This window comes from Synechococcus sp. O70.1 (assembly GCF_047462215.1).
Classification (GTDB): domain Bacteria; phylum Cyanobacteriota; class Cyanobacteriia; order Thermostichales; family Thermostichaceae; genus Thermostichus.
Window position 1 is genome coordinate 20,693 of record NZ_JANSIT010000003.1, and the last position, 15,447, is coordinate 36,139.

Genomic DNA, 15,447 nt, shown 5'->3' on the forward strand with positions numbered 1-15,447 from the left:
GGCTAGAGAGCTACTTGCGGCTATTCGGGCAGAGTGTTTAGCGCCACCACCCGCCTCCCGGAACGCCTTGCCAGCTCTGATCTAGGAGAGTTTGGATCCTGGGCTTCACCGACTAGCTCCCCAGCCAGTCCTTCCGGCAGCCTGCTGCTACAGCTCCTGCCGCGCTTCTAGGGCACGGGCCAGGGTAACCTCGTCGGCATACTCCAACTCGGATCCCATGGGCAGGCCAAAAGCTAGACGAGTCATGCGCAGGTTGGGGGCAACCGGCTTCAGGTAATCTTTAACCACATGCATGGTGACCTCCCCCTCTACACTGGGGCTGAGGGCAAAAATGAGCTCCTGGGGCTTCTCCCGCGCCACCCGTGCCACCAGTTCGCGGATGCGCAACTGCTCAGCCCCGATCCCATTCATGGGCGAGATCAAGCCCCCCAATACGTGGTAGAGACCCTTAAACTCGCGCGTTCGCTCTACGGCGATGAGATCCCTGACATCGGCCACCACGCACCAGAGCAGGCGGTCCCGCTGGGGGGAGCGGCAGATCTCGCAGGGATCCTCTGCCGACCAGTTAAAGCAGATGGAGCAGTGCTTAACGGTTTGCTTGGCTTCCAGTAGGGCTTGGGCCAGGGCCTCGACCTCGTGGGCGGGCCTGTTGAGCAAGTGCAAGGCGAGCCGCTGAGCGGTTTTGGAGCCAATGCCGGGCAGGCGCTGCAGCTCCTCGATTAGGCGAGCCAAAGGGCGAGTGTACACAGGATTAGCCCAGCCCCGGCAGGCTGATATTTGCCGTCAGTTCCTCCATGCGTTTGCGCATCGTCTCAGCCGACTGGGTGTAGGCATTCACCATTGCCGTCAGCAGCAAGTCCTCCACCACATCCACTGGCTCCTGGAGGACTTGGGGATCTATGGACACCTTAAGGGGCTCCTGGTTGCCGTTGACCGTCACCTTCACCAAGCCATTGCCGGCTTCGCCAACAATTTCCATTTCTTCTAGCTCTTTTTGCAGCTTTTGGGCGCCGTCGCGCACCTCTTGAGCTTTTTTGAGGGCTTCCTGAATCTTGCCAAAGGGTCCAAAGCCTCGCGTCATGGGATCCTCGTAGTTGAGAGACTCTGCTGTTCTACTCTACTCCTTTCCTTCCGTTGGTAAAAGTACCTGCCCTTCCAGATTGGATCGGGCTTCTTGGTTGGGCTGCCATCTTCGGCTATCGTTGCAACGAGTGCAGTGGAAAAACTTGGATCCCTGCTGTGTTGTTACTGGAGTGTTCCCCCTTAAACCTTTCCCCGGCTGAGGCGCGGGAGAAATTGCTCTATTTGCTGGCACAACTGGCCTACCGCGAGGGATCCTTTACCCTCACGTCCGGGCGGCAGAGCTCCTACTACATCAACTGCAAACCGGTCACCCTCCACCCCCAAGGGGCCTACCTGGCTGGATCCCTGCTTCATCGGCTATTGCCCCCTGAAACGGCAGCAGTTGCCGGGATGACGCTGGGGGCAGATCCCCTGGTGACGGCAGTGAGCTTGGCTTCTCTTTATGCCCAGCCGGCTAACCTAGCAGCCCTGATTGTCCGCAAAGAGCCCAAGGCTCATGGCACCCAGGCCTGGATCGAGGGGCCAGAACTGCCAGCCGAGAGTCGAGTGTGGATCTTGGAGGATGTCGTCACTACGGGTGGCTCTGCCCTCAAGGTTGTAGAGCGGGTACGCGCGGCAGGCTATCGGGCAGAAGGAATCCTCGCCTTAGTCGACCGGCAGGAAGGGGCAGAAGCTCGCTTTTGCCAGATGGGGATTCCCTTTCGCCGCCTGTTTACTCTCGAAGAGGTGCGGGCTTGCCACCGGGCTGTCGGTCAAGGCTTGAGGAGCTAGCTTGGGCGTGCGGGGACTTTCCATCAAGCTGCAAAAGTGACAGCATAGGCGGTGGAATACCTTTTGGGCAAAAAGGCACAGCCATGCACAGGGGCAGACTCAGTGGGATCCTCTTGCACCCCACTTCGCTGCCGGGATCCTTTGGCATTGGCGACCTGGGGCCGGCCGCTTATCGGTTTGTGGATTTTCTGGTAGAAAGCGGCCAGCGCCTCTGGCAGGTGCTGCCTCTGGGGCCCACTGGCTGGGGCAACTCCCCTTACATGAGCTTTTCTGCCATTGCCGGCAACCCGCTGCTGATTAGCCCGGAGCTACTGGTCGAAGCTGGCTGGCTGGAGGCCAACGCCTGGGAGGAGCTGCCCCAGTGGCCAGCCATCCAGGCGGGGGATGCTGAGCGGGTGGACTACGGGATTGTCATCCCCTTCAAGCTGGGTCTTTTGCAGCGGGCCTGGGCCACCTTCAAGGAAAAGGCTAGCGCTGCTGACTGGGAAGCCTTTCACGCCTACTGTGCCGAGGAGGCGGATTGGCTACCGGACTACGCTCTCTTCATGGCTCTCAAAGAGGTGTATGGCGAGCAAGAGTGGACTCAGTGGCCTCCAGCCCTAGCCCAGCGGGATCCCCTTGCTCTCCAGGAGGCCCGCGACCGCTACGCCGACGCAGTCACCCGCCAGATGTTTTGGCAGTATCTGTTTGCCCAGCAGTGGAGATCCCTAAGGGAGTATGCCCACCAGCATCAAGTGCAGCTCATTGGCGATGTACCCATCTATGTTGCCGCCGACAGTGCTGACGTGTGGGCCAACCGGGAGCTGTTTCAGCTCGATGAAGAGGGGCGGCCCCTATGGGTAGCCGGCGTCCCCCCCGATTACTTCAGCCCCACTGGGCAACGCTGGGGCAACCCCCTCTACAACTGGGAGGTGCTTAAGGCTCGCGGCTACGACTGGTGGATCCGGCGCATCCAGGCCATCCTCAAGCAGGTGGACTATGTGCGCATTGACCACTTCCGCGGCTTCGAGAGCTACTGGGCTATTCCCAGCAAGGCAGAAACGGCGGTGGAAGGCGAGTGGCAAAAGGGACCGGGAGCGGATTTCTTTCAGGCGTTGGCCGACAAGCTGGGGGAAATTCCAATCATTGCCGAAGATCTAGGAGGAGAGATTACGCCAGAGGTGGTGCAACTGCGGGATCAATTCAGCCTGCCCGGCATGAAGGTCCTGCTATTTGCCTTTGGCGCCGGCCCCGACAACCCCCACCTGCCCCACAGCTACGAGCGCAACTTCGTCGTCTACACGGGCACCCACGACAACAACACCATAGTGGGTTGGTTTGAGGATCCGGATCGCCCGGAGTGGGAGAAGCAGAACCTGCTGCGCTACCTGGGCTGCCAGGGATCCGCTGGCATCCACTGGGATCTCATCCGCCTAGCCCTTGCTTCCGTGGCCGATTTGGCCATTATTCCCCTCCAGGACGTAATGGGCTTGGGGGCAGAGGCGCGCATGAACTTTCCCGGCAGAGCCGAAAACAACTGGGCCTGGCGCTACCGCGAGGAGATGCTGCGCCCAGAGCTGGCCCAGCGGCTGGCCGAGATGAGCGTGACCTATGGACGCATCTCTCCCCATGATCTAGAACAACGGCGGGCGGCCCTGGCCCAGGAACGGGCGGCTGCAGCAGCCCCAAGAAGCCATTCCCAGGCAGGTTCTACTCAAGCGCTTGCGCCTTAGCTAGGAACTCAGCCACTGTCAGGGATCCCAGGTCTTTTCCGTGGCGCTGCCGCACGCTTACCGTGCCGGTTGCCTGTTCTTGTTCTCCCACGATAAGCATGAAGGGGATCTTGGCCTTCTCGGCATTGCGGATCTTTTTGGGCAGGCGCTCGCTGTCGGCATCGATGTGGACGCGGATCCCCTGTTCCCGCAGCTGATCCCGCACCTGGATGGCATAGCCCAGGTATTGGTCGGAAACGGGCAAAATGCGCACCTGTTCCGGCGCAAGCCAAAAGGGAAAATCCCCCGCGTACTCTTCAATGAGGATCCCGATGAGCCGCTCCAGCGAGCCAAAGGGAGCGCGGTGGATCATTACCGGCCGCTGCCGGGATCCGTCTTCAGCTATGTAGTACAAATCAAAGCGCTGCGGGTTTTGGTAGTCTACTTGCACCGTGCCCAACTGCCACTCCCGATCCAGCGCGTCGCGGAAGATAAAGTCCAGCTTCGGCCCGTAGAAAGCTGCCTCTCCGATCCCTTCAAAATAGGGCATCGACAACTTCTCCACGGCACGGCGAATGGCATTTTCAGCCATGTCCCATTCTTCCGGCGATCCCAGATACTTGTCAGACTTGGGATCGCGAAAGCTAAGGCGGGCACGGAAATTCTTGAGTTTGAGCTTGTCGAAGACTACCAGAATTAGATCCACAACATTGAGAAACTCCTCCTCCAACTGATCGGGCCGGACAAAGAGATGGGCGTCGTCCACCGTAAAGCCGCGAACGCGGGTCAGGCCCCCCAGTTCTCCCGATTGTTCGTAGCGGTAGACAGTGCCGAATTCGGCATAGCGCAGCGGCAAGTCGCGGTAGGATCGCAGCTCCGATTTGTAGATCTGGATGTGAAAAGGACAGTTCATCGGCTTCATGACAAAGCCCTGCTCTGCCGCCCGCGCTTCCTCGCTTTCTGCCATCAGGGGAAACATGTCTTCTCGGTACTTTTGCCAGTGGCCGGAGATCTTGAACAAATCCACGCGGGCAATGTGGGGGGTGACCACTGGCAAGTAGCCTCGCTTGAGCTGCTCTTGCTTGAGAAAATCCTCCAGCACCCAGCGCAGAAGGGTTCCCTTGGGAGTCCAAAGGGGCAAGCCCGGTCCCACCTCGTCGGAAAAGATAAATAGCCCCAGCTCCCTGCCCAGCTTGCGGTGATCCCGCTGCTTGGCCTCTTCCAGCCGCCGCTTGTATTCCTTTAGCTCCTCCGGCGTCTCCCAGGCCGTGCCGTAGATGCGCTGTAGCTGAGGCTTGGTTGCATCTCCCCGCCAGTAGGCGCCGGCCACGCTGAGCAGGTCAAAAGCCTTGGGGTTGAGCTCGTTGGTGTTTTCCACATGGGGGCCAGCACAGAGATCCCACCACTCGTCCCCCAGGTGGTAGATGGTGATTGGCTCGCCTTCGGGGATGCTCTCAAGGATCTCCAATTTGTAAGGTTCGCCAAGAGCCTCGATGCGGCGTCTAGCTTCTTCTCGAGTCACCTCCTCGCGGATCACCGGCAAGCCTTTTTTGATAATGGCCTGCATCTCCTTTTTGATGCGCTCCAGATCTTCCGGCGTGAAGGGCTCGGGGTGGTCGAAATCGTAGTAGAAGCCGTAGTCGGTTGTCGGGCCGATGGCTACCTTCGCCTTGGGAAACAGCCTCTGCACCGCCATAGCCATCACGTGGGAGGTGGTATGGCGAATGCGCTCCAGCTTGGGAGACTCCTGAGTACGCAGCAGCTTGAGAGGACTACTGGCCTGTTGAGGCGATTCGGCTGGTCGAGACATCGGAACCCGCGGTAACAACTTCGTACTTAATCTTAGGCTGAGGCAAGGGCAGCCCCAAGGAGGACAACCAACAGCTGGCTGGCTGAGATGCCTCTAAAGCCAGCGGTTGACCAAGAAAAAGGGGCAAAAGCGCACAGTATTCTAGAAGTGTTGCCACCCCTGCATTGGCTTCATGAGCCTCTCGCCTGCCAACCTCGCTACACGCTCTGCGGCCTCTGAACTGAAGCCGCTCTCCATTGCAGACGCGGGAGCTGCCCCCGTCATCGCCGCCATTGATGTGGGCAGCAACTCTCTGCATATGGTGGTGGTGCGCATCAACCCCCACATCCCCAGCTTCACCATCATCTCCCGCGAAAAAGCCACCGTCCGCCTGGGGGAGTTTTGCAGCCAGACAGGCGCCCTTACGCCTGTTGCCATGGAACGGGCGCGGACGGCTCTGGAGCGGTTTTGCCGCATTGCCGAAAGCTTTCAGGTGCAGGATATTGTTGCGGTGGCCACCAGTGCCGTGCGCGAAGCCCCCAATGGGCCGGAGTTTTTGAAGCGGATTGAGCGGGAGCTGGGCCTGCGGGTGGAGCTCATCTCAGGGCAGGAGGAAGCCCGCCGCATCTACCTGGGCGTGCTCTCGGCCATGGAGTTCCACAACCGGCTGCACGCGGTGGTGGATATCGGTGGCGGCTCCACTGAGCTGATTTTGGGCAACGGCCAAGAGCCGGAGTTTCTGCGCAGCATCAAGGTGGGAGCGGTGCGCCTGACCCAAGCTTTCCTGCACCACGACCCGCCTACGGCTGGTGAGCTGCAGGCGCTGCGGCAGCATATTCGCGGCATGTTGGAAGCTCCCATCGAGCAGATGCGGCGCATTGTCGAGTCGTCCCCCCAGGCGGGATCCCTGGCCTTGGTGGGCACCTCCGGCACCGTGGAGTGCCTGGCCCAGTTGGATGCCCGCCGCCGCCTGGGCGATCCCCCCACTCGCCTGCACGGGTACAGGTTTAGCCTGGAAGCCCTGCGCGGCTACATCAAGGAGCTGCGCTCCCTCACCGTGGCCGAGCGGCAAAAGCTACCTGGCCTAGGGGAAAGGCGGGGAGAGATTATCCTAGCTGGGGCGGTCATTTTGGAGGAAGTGATGACCCTGCTGGGGGTGGAGCAGATCCAGTTTTGCGAGCGGGCCTTGCGGGAAGGGCTGATCGTGGATTGGATGATCAGCCAAGGGTTAATTGAAGATCGGCTGCGCTACCACAGCTCGGTGCGGCGGCGTAGCGTCCTCAAGTTGGCAGAAAAATACCAAGTCGAGATCCCCTATGCCGAGCGGGTGGCAGAATTTGCCCTCAGCCTTTTCGATCAAACCCGTGGCATCTTGCACGGCTGGGGATCCCGGGAGCGAGCTCTCCTCTGGGCGGCGGCCATGCTGCACAACTGCGGCCACTTCATCAGCCATGCCGCCCACCATAAACACTCCTACTACCTCATCCGCCACGGGGAACTCTTGGGCTTCAACGAGGAAGAGGTGGAGGTGATTGCCAACCTAGCCCGCTACCACCGTAAGTCGCCCCCCAAGAAGAAGCACGAGAACTTCCAGCGCCTCACCAACGAGCGGGATCGCCAAGTGGTACTGGAACTTAGCCCCTTGCTGCGCATAGCCTGTGCTCTTGATCGCCGCCGCCTGCAGGCCATCCAAGCGGTGCACTGCCGTTTCCAGCTTTTGGGAGAGGGCCCCCGCCGTATGGAGCTAATTTTGGATCCCAAGCATCCCAACGACGACTGCGCCCTAGAGCTGTGGAGCTTGAACGAGAAGAAAAAGGTCTTCGAGCAACAGTTCAAGCTGCAGGTAATTCCCAAACTATCCACCCAGATCCAGCCCAGCGCCGATCCCTTTGAGGTAGCCGTCTAGCCAGGGAATACATTCTGCACAAGTAGACTCAAGACTTGGCTCTACTCAGACTGTTGGCAGTGGAGACACCTGGGGGTCTGCTGATTACGGCAAAAATTTGTGGGTGTGGGTTTCACTTCCATGGCGACTGGGTGGGATCTATCTGGGCTCGGCTCCACTAAGTGCTCGTCTCTATCGGCCCAGAGTGCTTGAAAGAATCCCTGCTTTTGAGGGGGCTGACTTACTCTCACGAGGCAGCATGGGGCTGTTGAGGCCAAGCTAACGTCTAGCCAGGAGGCAGTACGGTGGCGGAAAACTTCAATCCTGTTTCAGGTGGACAAGGGCCTGGCGGATTGGATCGGGCCTTGGGTAACCTGGTGGCTATTCGACAAGCGCTGGCCAGTCCGGATCCCCAAGTGAGAATCCGAGCTCTCAAAGATGCTCTCCAACGTGGGGAAGAAGGTGCGCAGCTTCTCATTAAAGCACTGCATGAGGATAGGGAGTGGGAGGTAAAGGTTTGCTGCTTGGGAAACACTCCTGAAATCAGACAGTGCCCAGCACGTGCAGGCAGCAAAGGCGTACCGGCTTCCCCTACGTCAAGTTGGAGATATTCGAGCAAAGTATAAAGCTGGCGAGCGCGACTTCCGCTGGGCCGACCTGAGCGAGGCCGAGCTGAGCGGGGCCAGCCTGAGCAGGGCCAACCTGAGCGGAGCTAGCTTGAGAAGGGCCAACCTAAGGGGGGCCAAGCTGTGGAAGGCCAACCTGAGTGGGGTCAACCTGAGTGGGGCCAACCTGAGCGGAGCTGACTTGAGAAAGGCCAACCTGAGCAGGGCCTACCTGAGCGGGGCCTTCCTATGGGATGCCGACCTGAGCGGGGCTAACCTGAGCAGGGCCGAACTGGTGGGTACTCAGCTCAGAGGGGCCAACCTAACAGGTGCCAAGCTTGACTTTGGATGGGAACGGCTCAAAGATTTGACGGGCACGATTCTTCCCGATGGGACATACCATCCTTCGACTTTGTAGCCCCAAGGTCTATGGGGTGTTGGTTGAAAAAGCGGCAAAGGCGTACTAGATCTCCCTGCGTCAGGAATCATGCTGTTTTTAGTTGGCCCCTCCCACACGGGCCAGCCCTAGAGAGATCGCATGGTCAAGGAGCAATGGTAATGGGCGAGGGGCTGGTTTGGATGGCCCTTTGCCCGCCCCGCTCCAAGATTACCTCGATGATGCCGTTGTTAACTGGCTGCATGTTGGAGGGCAGTTGCTGCTGAGTTTCATAGAGGCCCGGTGCCACCTCCCGCATCTCTACCTCGGGAGTTACCCCGACAATACGAAAAGCGGCCCGCCCTCCGGGATCCCCTTGCATTGTTACTCTGAGGATCTCGCCCCTGCGCAGGTTGGTGCTGTTGGTGGTAACGCTGAAAATCCGAGGCGGCCCGGCGACCACAGGCCCAGAAGCCGGCTGAATGGTGGGGCGGGTTCCTTTGGATCCATCGATTGAGAAAGGAAAGATCTCCCGGTACTCCTGGCTGAGGCCGTCTTTGGTAAGCACAACCCGCAAGGTAGGATTGGTGGCCTGGTGGGTGGGAGCCACCACGTAGGTGCCCTCATAGTGGTGAGGCTGCACCTCCCGCATTGGCTGGTTTAGGGCCAGGTTGCCCAGGTCAAATTGGGCCACTCCCCCTGAGTCCCCCCAGATGGCGATGGTGAGGATATCTCCTTCCACTAGGTCGCGCTGGGGATGCAGGCGAATGGCCGTGATGCGAGGGCCGTGGCTGGCGGCCAGGGGAGTAGGAGGGGCAGGGGCCGGCTGGGGCAGAGGGGTCGAAGGAGGAAACAGCGGCTCGACTCTCGGGGGAGCGACCTTGCCCAAGGCCAACTGGGGGAGCCGCCGCTGAACACGGGTCTCCAGCCCGTTGAGGCTAAGTTGAATGCGGATGTCGGGGCTAAGGGCGCTGTCTTGGGGGCCAAGGGTGTAAACGGCGCGGTAGTAGCCAGGCTGCACCTCCTCCATGGGCAAGCCCCGCACCAGGTCTCCGATATCCACGCTGGCCTTGCCGTTGGGGGTGCCCTGGGCCTCGACCGTCAGGGTTTGCCCTGGCAGCACCACTCCCGCTTCAGGAATGACTCGTGTTTGCAAGATTTCAGGCTGAACGCTTTTGGCCACTGGCGCCGGGGAAGGACGCAGTTGGGCTACTGGAGGCGGCAGAGGCGGCAGCTTTCCGCGATGTACCAGCGCCTGGTGCAGCAGCACTGCTCCTTCACCACGGCTGAGGATCCGGTTGGGCCGCAGCTTGGCGGGATCCGGCACATTCACCAATAGGCCCGCTTCCCCTGCCATAGCCACAAGAGCTCGCCCTACCTCTGGCACCTCAGCAGCGTCGGTGTACAGAGCCATCCAGCGCTCGATGTCAGCCTGGCTGGGAGCAGGCAATCGCAAGGCCCGCACCAGGATGGCTAGAGCTTCTAGGCGGGTGAGATCCCCTTGGGGGCGGAACTCGTTGCCTTCGTAAAGACGCATGGCCCCTGCCTGTAGCACCGCCTGCGCCGTCCAATAGTCAGGGGTATTGGGCTCAAGGTCGCGAATCTCTTGCACCTGCTTGGGGTTGGGCACGTAGCCGAAAAATTCGGTTAACCACCGGGCCAATTCCAGGCGGGTGAGAGGGGCTGACAGTGGCTCCCGGGTCAGCACCAGGTCTGTTTGGCGCTCCAGCGCTGCCACGTAGGCTTCAGTCCAGGCCAGCGAGGCTTGCTGTTGCACACCTTGGGACCAGGTGGGTAGGCTAGCACTCGACCAGGCGAGCACCCAACCTAGGCCTAGCGCCAGGGGCCACGAGCACCGCATGGCTGCCGCTCCCGTTTAATTTGGATTCCCTCAGGGAAAGCTTAGCCCAAACTTCCACCCTCTCTCCCCGCCTTCGCTAGCAGTTGCGGGTGCGCTCTTTGGCGGTGGCTCCCCAAGAATTTACGCTCGTTTTCGCCTAGAATGACAAAGCCATCCGCCATGCAGGGGCAGAGGGCGGACAGACTTGAGGCTAGCTGCCTTGGCCAACAGGACTAAGAAGCGTCCGCGGGAGGGATCCATGCCGCACACCATTGTTACTGACGTTTGCGAAGGCGTTGCCGACTGCGTGGAGGCTTGCCCGGTTGCCTGTATTCACCCTGGGAACGGCAAAAATGCCAAAGGCACCGACTACTTCTGGATCGACTTTGCTGCTTGCATTGACTGTGGCATCTGTCTCCAGGTTTGCCCCGTAGAGGGCGCTATCCTCCCCGAGGAAAGACCAGAGCTGCAACGAGTACCCAGCTAACCTCTAGCCCAGAGAGGCCAAGGCCAAGAGGCCACTGGTCAACCAGTTCAGGGAAAGGATCCCTCCCAGAAAGGCCATCGGGATCAGGCCTACCAAACGCCACCACTCCAGATCCAGGGCCACCGCCGCCGCCCGCACTTGCCAAACCCCGAACCACACCAGGGCCACCAAGCCCAACAGGGATCCGGCAACCCCGCCCAAAGCTTGGGCAGGCCCCAGCAGAAGCCAGGGCAGGCCGGCAAAACCCGTCAGGCAAAGCAGGGCCGCAAAGGAGGGGGCAGCCCGCCCAAAACAAAAGGCCAGGCCCTGCAACAAAGCTGCCAAGCTCACCCAGCCCAGGAATCCCGCCAGGACTGCCAGTACTAGGCTCGGCAGGTTGAACCCGAAGCGGCGAATGGCCTCGAGGAGGTTAAGCAGCGCTACCACCCCAAACGCCTGCCAGAGGACAGGCTGTTGCCGCAGCAAGCGAAAGGTACGTTCTGGCAGGAACCAGGCGCCGTAGATGTTGTCCAACAGAGAACCCAGCATGGCTAGAAGGACGTTTCAATAGGGACATTCCAAAACGGATGCACGCAGAGATTCTCCCCTTTACGGGAGCTACCTGACCCGCATGCCCCTACCGTACCCCAAAAAGCCACAGAGCAAGGGATCCGAAGAGGGACTTCTTGCTAGGCCCTTGACAGATCCCGCAGGGGAATGGGGTAAGATGGCCAGAGGATACTGAGGCGTTGGTGACTGCCGTTATGTTTTTGCGATCGATACCCTTTGGCAATTAGGACGGGTGTGGATGTGAGAGTAGTAAGCCAAACTTGGTTTGGAAACTATCAATATCATCCCCGATGTCCTATCGTGGATTTTCCAGGTCGAAAACAACGGTAAAACGGCGCAAACAGTATCCCTAAGGAGGCCCTCAAGAGAGGGCTTTCTTGCTGTTTTGGAGTCTTTACTACCTGCGGCACCAATACAAAAGCACAAGAGCGCTAAGGGGACGGGTAGAGGCCAAAAGACCTGCAAGGAGCAGCAACCAGGGGTTCCCAGCAGAGCTAGCCAACAGCAGGCCCATGAGCAGAGCCGTTCCTCCCCCTTCTGCCCCTGCTGCTAAGAGCCAGGCCCAGGCAACTTTCCCCCGTCGAGCCAGTAGGATCCCTTGCAGCCCACCGACGCCAAGACCCACCAGCAAGCCGCGTAGGGGGCTAGCCATCGCTGGGAGGATCCTCTGGATCCAGGGATCGTTCGGATCCAAGACAGGGATCACCCCCTCCACCTGAGGAGCTAGGAGATCTGTTGCCAGCCAACCCACAGCTGTAGCCAGCAGCGTAGCCGCCACCCACCGCCAAGAGACCTGCCGCCGCAGCACTGCCCACTGCAGTAGCCCCGTCATCAGGCCAAGACCAGCCCCAACCACCGCCCCTTGGAGGGATCCGAAAGGAACCAGCAGCGGAGCCAAAGCCGCCAACCCTAGGTAGCCGCCGCCAGCTGCTGCCCCATTGGCCAAAAGCCAAGCCCAGGCCAACCTTCTGCCCCGCCGAGGTGTAGCTGTAGGAAACAGGGTAGGTCTGTGGTCAGAACCCACCTGCTGCTCGACCTCGCGTAGCCCCTGTTCTGCAAAGGGATTGCCCGGTTCCAGCCGCAGCACCCCTTGGTAGTCCATCTGGGCAAGACCCCAATGGCCTTGCCGTTGGTGAGCCAGGCCGCGGTAGAGATAGTAGCGGGCGTCGTTGGGAGTCTTCTGGATTAGCTCGCTGAGGAGGCGGACGGCCTTCTTGTACTCGCCTGCCTCGATCCAATGCACGGCTTGCTGCAGCTTTTTCTCATCTGCCTCCGAGCTGGAGGGAGCCTGTGGAGTCCCTTGCCCGCCAAAGCCCGCGGGGATACGCCGGGGAGGGGTCTCCTCTTGCCGCGGAGAATAGACAGCCTGGAGCTCTTGAGCCAGCTCTTCCATAGTGGCGGGGCGAAGGGCAGGGTCTTTCTCCAAACAACGCAGCACCACCTTTTCCAGCGCCTCGGGGATAGGGTGAGGCAGGGGATGGTCTCGCAGGGGACGGGGCTGCTGAAAGTTATGGACGTGGTACCAGCCCTGCAAGGTATCGGTGTCGGGCTCGAAGGGAAGCTTGCCAGTGAGTAACTCGTACAGCACCACCCCCAGGGAGTAGATGTCGGAGCGGGCATCTAGTTTTTCTCCTCGCATTTGCTCCGGGGAGGCGTAGACCATCGTGCCCAGAAAATAGCCCGTCTGCGTCAAGCGGCGAGAGGCTTCTCCCATCAGCTTGGAAATGCCGAAGTCGAGGATTTTGACCCGCTCCTTGCCGTCAGGACCCTTTTGCACGAAGATATTGCTCGGCTTGATGTCGCGGTGGATAACGCCGCGAATGGAGTGTTTGCCTAGATCTATGTGGAAGTTGTGGGCATGGTGCAAGGCTGAGCAAATTTGCAAGGCCAAGTTCACCACCCGCTCAGGAGGCAGAGGGCCCTCTTGCGCCAGCACGGCGTCCAAACCTTGGCCCGTGTAGGGCTTGGCGTTTAGGTACTCCATCACCAGGTAGGGCTGGTTTTGGTACAGGCCGTAGGAGCGTACCTGCACAATGTTGGGGTGCTCCCCCAGCAAAGCACTTACCCTTGCCTCGTCCAGGAAACGCTGCTGCAGTTGCTGGTAGTACTCCGGCCCCATGTCCGGCGGCGGCGGGCGCAGCAACTTGACAGCTACCACCTCGTGGCCAAGCTGGGTATCCACTGCCTCGAACACCTGGCCATACCCCCCCTCACTGATGGGTCGGATCAGCCGGTAGCGGTTGCCAATCAGTTGTCCAATCAGTTGCGGGTTCATGGAGGAGGAAGGCCGGTTGCGGCAGACCTGTCAGCGATTCTAGTCGGCTTGGAGCTGAGGGCGGTCGGGGAAGAGGGGATCTGGCTGCTCCTGGGCGGCTTAGGCTGCCGCTAGGATTAGAGCATGGAGCTTTCCTCCTTTTGGCGCGAGGTCACCGAGTTTGCCCTCCAGCTGACAGCCCGGGTGGGCTCTCAGCTTTTAGCTGACTTTGGCCAGGCACGCTCCATGGAGAAGGCGGATGGCAGCTTAGTAACCTCTTCAGACCAGTGGGCTGATCGGGCCTTTCAGGAGGCCATTGCCGCTGCTTATCCGGATCACGGCTACTTGAGCGAGGAGTCAAACCACATCTTCCCCGAGACAGAGTGGTGCTGGGTGGTGGATCCCCTCGATGGCACCACCAATTTTGCCCACGGGATCCCCATCTGGGGCAGCTCGCTGGCGTTGCTGCACTGGGGCCTGCCTGTGTTTGGCTGTGTCCATTTGCCACCTATCCGCCAGACTTTTTACGGCTATTGGCCCCAGTTTCCCGGGGATGCCCCAGCAGGGGCCTTCCTCACCCGCCACGACCGGCATCCTGCTTGTCCTCAACCCATCCGCCCCAGCACCGCTCCACCCGGCCCCAACCAACTGTTTAATTTTTGCTCCCGCAGCGGCCATTGGATTAGCCCAGAATTTCCCTGCAAGGCGCGCATGCTAGGGGGAGCTGCCTACAACTTGCTCTTGGTGGCTAGCGGCAGCCTTTTGGGCGCGGTGGAGCGCTCGCCTAAGATCTGGGATGTGGCGGCAGTGTGGGCTATTGCGAAAGGAGCTGGCGCAGTGTGGGAGCCTCTGGGCCCGGCTGACCCGGATCCCGGCCAGCCTTTGAGGGTGGGCAAGGACTATGGCCAGCTGACCTACCCGACGCTCTTGGTGGCTCAGGCAAAGTGGGTGCCGCTGTTTCGCGCCTTTATTTCCCTGTAAGCGGCATAAACTGCTTGCACGTTATACCAGTTGAGAAAGAAAATCCGACACAGCTCTAGGGCCAGTTGGGATTGTCCCTTCTGGATTAGCCAGCGCAGCAGCGGTTCCAGTCGCTTTTCGTTCAACCAGCCCCCCAGCGACAGCAGGCCCCAAAGGACTTGGTGCAGGGGCGTTAGCTGGATCATGAAACGCACTGCCCAGGTGGGGTGTTTTTGGTAGAAAAGGATGCCCATGCGGCCCCGCTGCCGCTCCCGCTCAATGAGCTCTGGAAGTTGCTGCAGCTCAAAGGGGGGGTGCCAGTGGTAGCCAGTGGCCTGGGGGCACTTGACCAGGCGCAAGCCCAGGCGCTTGAGCCTCACCCCCAGCTCCAGGTCTTCCCAGCCATAGAGGTGAAACCGCTCGTCGAAGGGGCCGGCAGGGGTTTCGCAGACCTGCTCTAGCCAGTGGCGGGCGATAGCCACATTGCCGGTGGCAAAAAAAGCGGCCGAGAAGTCGGTGAGCTTGAAAGGCTCGGAGCGGGGATCCTGGAAGTTGCAGGTGTTGATGACCCGCCCGTAGGTGAAGACCTTGGCTTCGTGGGGCGAGTTGGGATTGCCGGTAACCCCATGCCGCCGCAGCATCTGGGCATGGGCGGCCAGGAAGTGCTCCACCACCACTAGGTCGCTATCGATGAAGACGATGATGGATCCCTGGGCGTGGCGAAACCCCAGGTTGCGAGCTGCAGCAGGGCCGCGGTGCTCTTGGCACAAGAGTTTCAGGGGCGGCAAGGCCGGCGGCTGGCTCTGCAGCCATTCCACCGTCCCGTCGGTGGAGCCGTCGTCTACCACCACCACCTCGTAGCCGTCGTAGGGGCCGGGCTGCTGTTGCGCCAAGGCCCGCAGACACTGCTGCAAGATGGGAAGGCGGTTGTAGGTGGGAATGATGACGCTGATGTACACCGAGGATCCCTAGCGCTGCAGCCAATGTTAGCGTTTCGGAGGCTTTTTGACGGCCAGCCCAGCTATGGTTGTTCAAAAGAAGAGGGCGAAGCATTTCCTGCGGCTGCGGCAACTTGGACGCCGAACCTGGAGCCTGCGCCTGCTCGGATTCCTCATGGCTGTGCTGCTACTGCTCCTCAAAGCGTGCGGGGGAAGAGG

The 15,447-nt window shown here is 60.3% G+C and carries 13 protein-coding genes and 1 other RNA gene; 7 read left to right on the plus strand and 7 right to left on the minus strand.

Translation table 11 applies throughout. The features are described from left to right. Window positions 1-147 precede the first annotated feature (147 nt). Entirely contained in the window at window positions 148-747 is a 600-nt protein-coding gene (gene recR, locus NW833_RS02255) for a recombination mediator RecR (RefSeq protein ID WP_414393157.1), read from the minus strand. A gap of 4 nt (window positions 748-751) precedes the next feature. Continuing rightward, a complete protein-coding gene (locus tag NW833_RS02260; protein WP_414393158.1) occupies window positions 752-1,081 on the minus strand; it encodes a YbaB/EbfC family nucleoid-associated protein in 330 nt (109 codons plus the stop codon). A gap of 158 nt (window positions 1,082-1,239) precedes the next feature. Between NW833_RS02260 and pyrE the strand changes: the two genes are divergently transcribed. Next, complete coding sequence (pyrE, locus tag NW833_RS02265) at window positions 1,240-1,854, plus strand: orotate phosphoribosyltransferase (protein ID WP_414405508.1); 615 nt, start codon at window positions 1,240-1,242, stop codon at window positions 1,852-1,854. Window positions 1,855-1,937: 83 nt separating this feature from the next. Next, on the plus strand, window positions 1,938-3,566 hold the full coding sequence (malQ, locus tag NW833_RS02270) for a 4-alpha-glucanotransferase (RefSeq protein ID WP_414411410.1): 1,629 nt from the start codon (window positions 1,938-1,940) through the stop codon (window positions 3,564-3,566). Here the strand turns inward: malQ and thrS are convergent. Then, entirely contained in the window at window positions 3,544-5,355 is a 1,812-nt protein-coding gene (gene thrS / locus NW833_RS02275; protein ID WP_414411411.1) for a threonine--tRNA ligase, read from the minus strand. The two genes, malQ and thrS, sit on opposite strands and share 23 nt — an antisense overlap. 172 nt (window positions 5,356-5,527) lie before the next feature. Here thrS and NW833_RS02280 point away from each other — a divergent pair, with 172 nt between their 5' ends. Continuing rightward, window positions 5,528-7,240 (plus strand): HD domain-containing protein, encoded by a 1,713-nt coding sequence (locus NW833_RS02280; protein ID WP_414411412.1) that lies wholly within the window; start codon window positions 5,528-5,530, stop codon window positions 7,238-7,240. A 540-nt stretch (window positions 7,241-7,780) separates the two neighbouring features. Continuing rightward, on the plus strand, window positions 7,781-8,242 hold the full coding sequence (locus tag NW833_RS02285; protein ID WP_414411413.1) for a pentapeptide repeat-containing protein: 462 nt from the start codon (window positions 7,781-7,783) through the stop codon (window positions 8,240-8,242). A 124-nt stretch (window positions 8,243-8,366) separates the two neighbouring features. Here NW833_RS02285 and NW833_RS02290 read toward each other — a convergent pair whose 3' ends face one another. Next, entirely contained in the window at window positions 8,367-9,977 is a 1,611-nt protein-coding gene (locus NW833_RS02290) for an S-layer homology domain-containing protein (RefSeq protein WP_414411414.1), read from the minus strand. 322 nt (window positions 9,978-10,299) lie between these two features. Here NW833_RS02290 and NW833_RS02295 point away from each other — a divergent pair, with 322 nt between their 5' ends. Continuing rightward, a complete protein-coding gene (locus NW833_RS02295) occupies window positions 10,300-10,527 on the plus strand; it encodes an indolepyruvate ferredoxin oxidoreductase subunit alpha (RefSeq protein ID WP_414393171.1) in 228 nt (75 codons plus the stop codon). Window positions 10,528-10,530: 3 nt separating this feature from the next. Here the strand turns inward: NW833_RS02295 and NW833_RS02300 are convergent, their stop codons facing one another. Beyond that, window positions 10,531-11,055: a hypothetical protein gene (locus NW833_RS02300; RefSeq protein WP_414393172.1), complete on the minus strand. Its 525-nt coding sequence runs from the start codon at window positions 11,053-11,055 to the stop codon at window positions 10,531-10,533. A gap of 186 nt (window positions 11,056-11,241) precedes the next feature. Between NW833_RS02300 and ssrS the strand changes: the two genes are divergently transcribed. Then, window positions 11,242-11,427, plus strand: a non-coding RNA gene (gene ssrS / locus NW833_RS02305) — 6S RNA. A gap of 46 nt (window positions 11,428-11,473) precedes the next feature. Here the strand turns inward: ssrS and NW833_RS02310 are convergent. Further along, window positions 11,474-13,351, minus strand: a complete 1,878-nt coding sequence (locus tag NW833_RS02310; RefSeq protein ID WP_414411415.1) for a protein kinase domain-containing protein — start codon at window positions 13,349-13,351, stop codon at window positions 11,474-11,476. Between the two features lie 123 nt (window positions 13,352-13,474). On the opposite strand from NW833_RS02310, the gene NW833_RS02315 reads away from it, so the two are divergent. Beyond that, on the plus strand, window positions 13,475-14,311 hold the full coding sequence (locus NW833_RS02315; RefSeq protein ID WP_414411416.1) for an inositol monophosphatase family protein: 837 nt from the start codon (window positions 13,475-13,477) through the stop codon (window positions 14,309-14,311). On the opposite strand, the gene NW833_RS02320 is transcribed toward NW833_RS02315, so the two are convergent. Next, window positions 14,266-15,249, minus strand: coding sequence for a glycosyltransferase family 2 protein (locus NW833_RS02320; RefSeq protein WP_414411417.1), 984 nt, complete (start codon window positions 15,247-15,249; stop codon window positions 14,266-14,268). The two genes, NW833_RS02315 and NW833_RS02320, sit on opposite strands and share 46 nt — an antisense overlap. Window positions 15,250-15,447 lie beyond the last annotated feature (198 nt).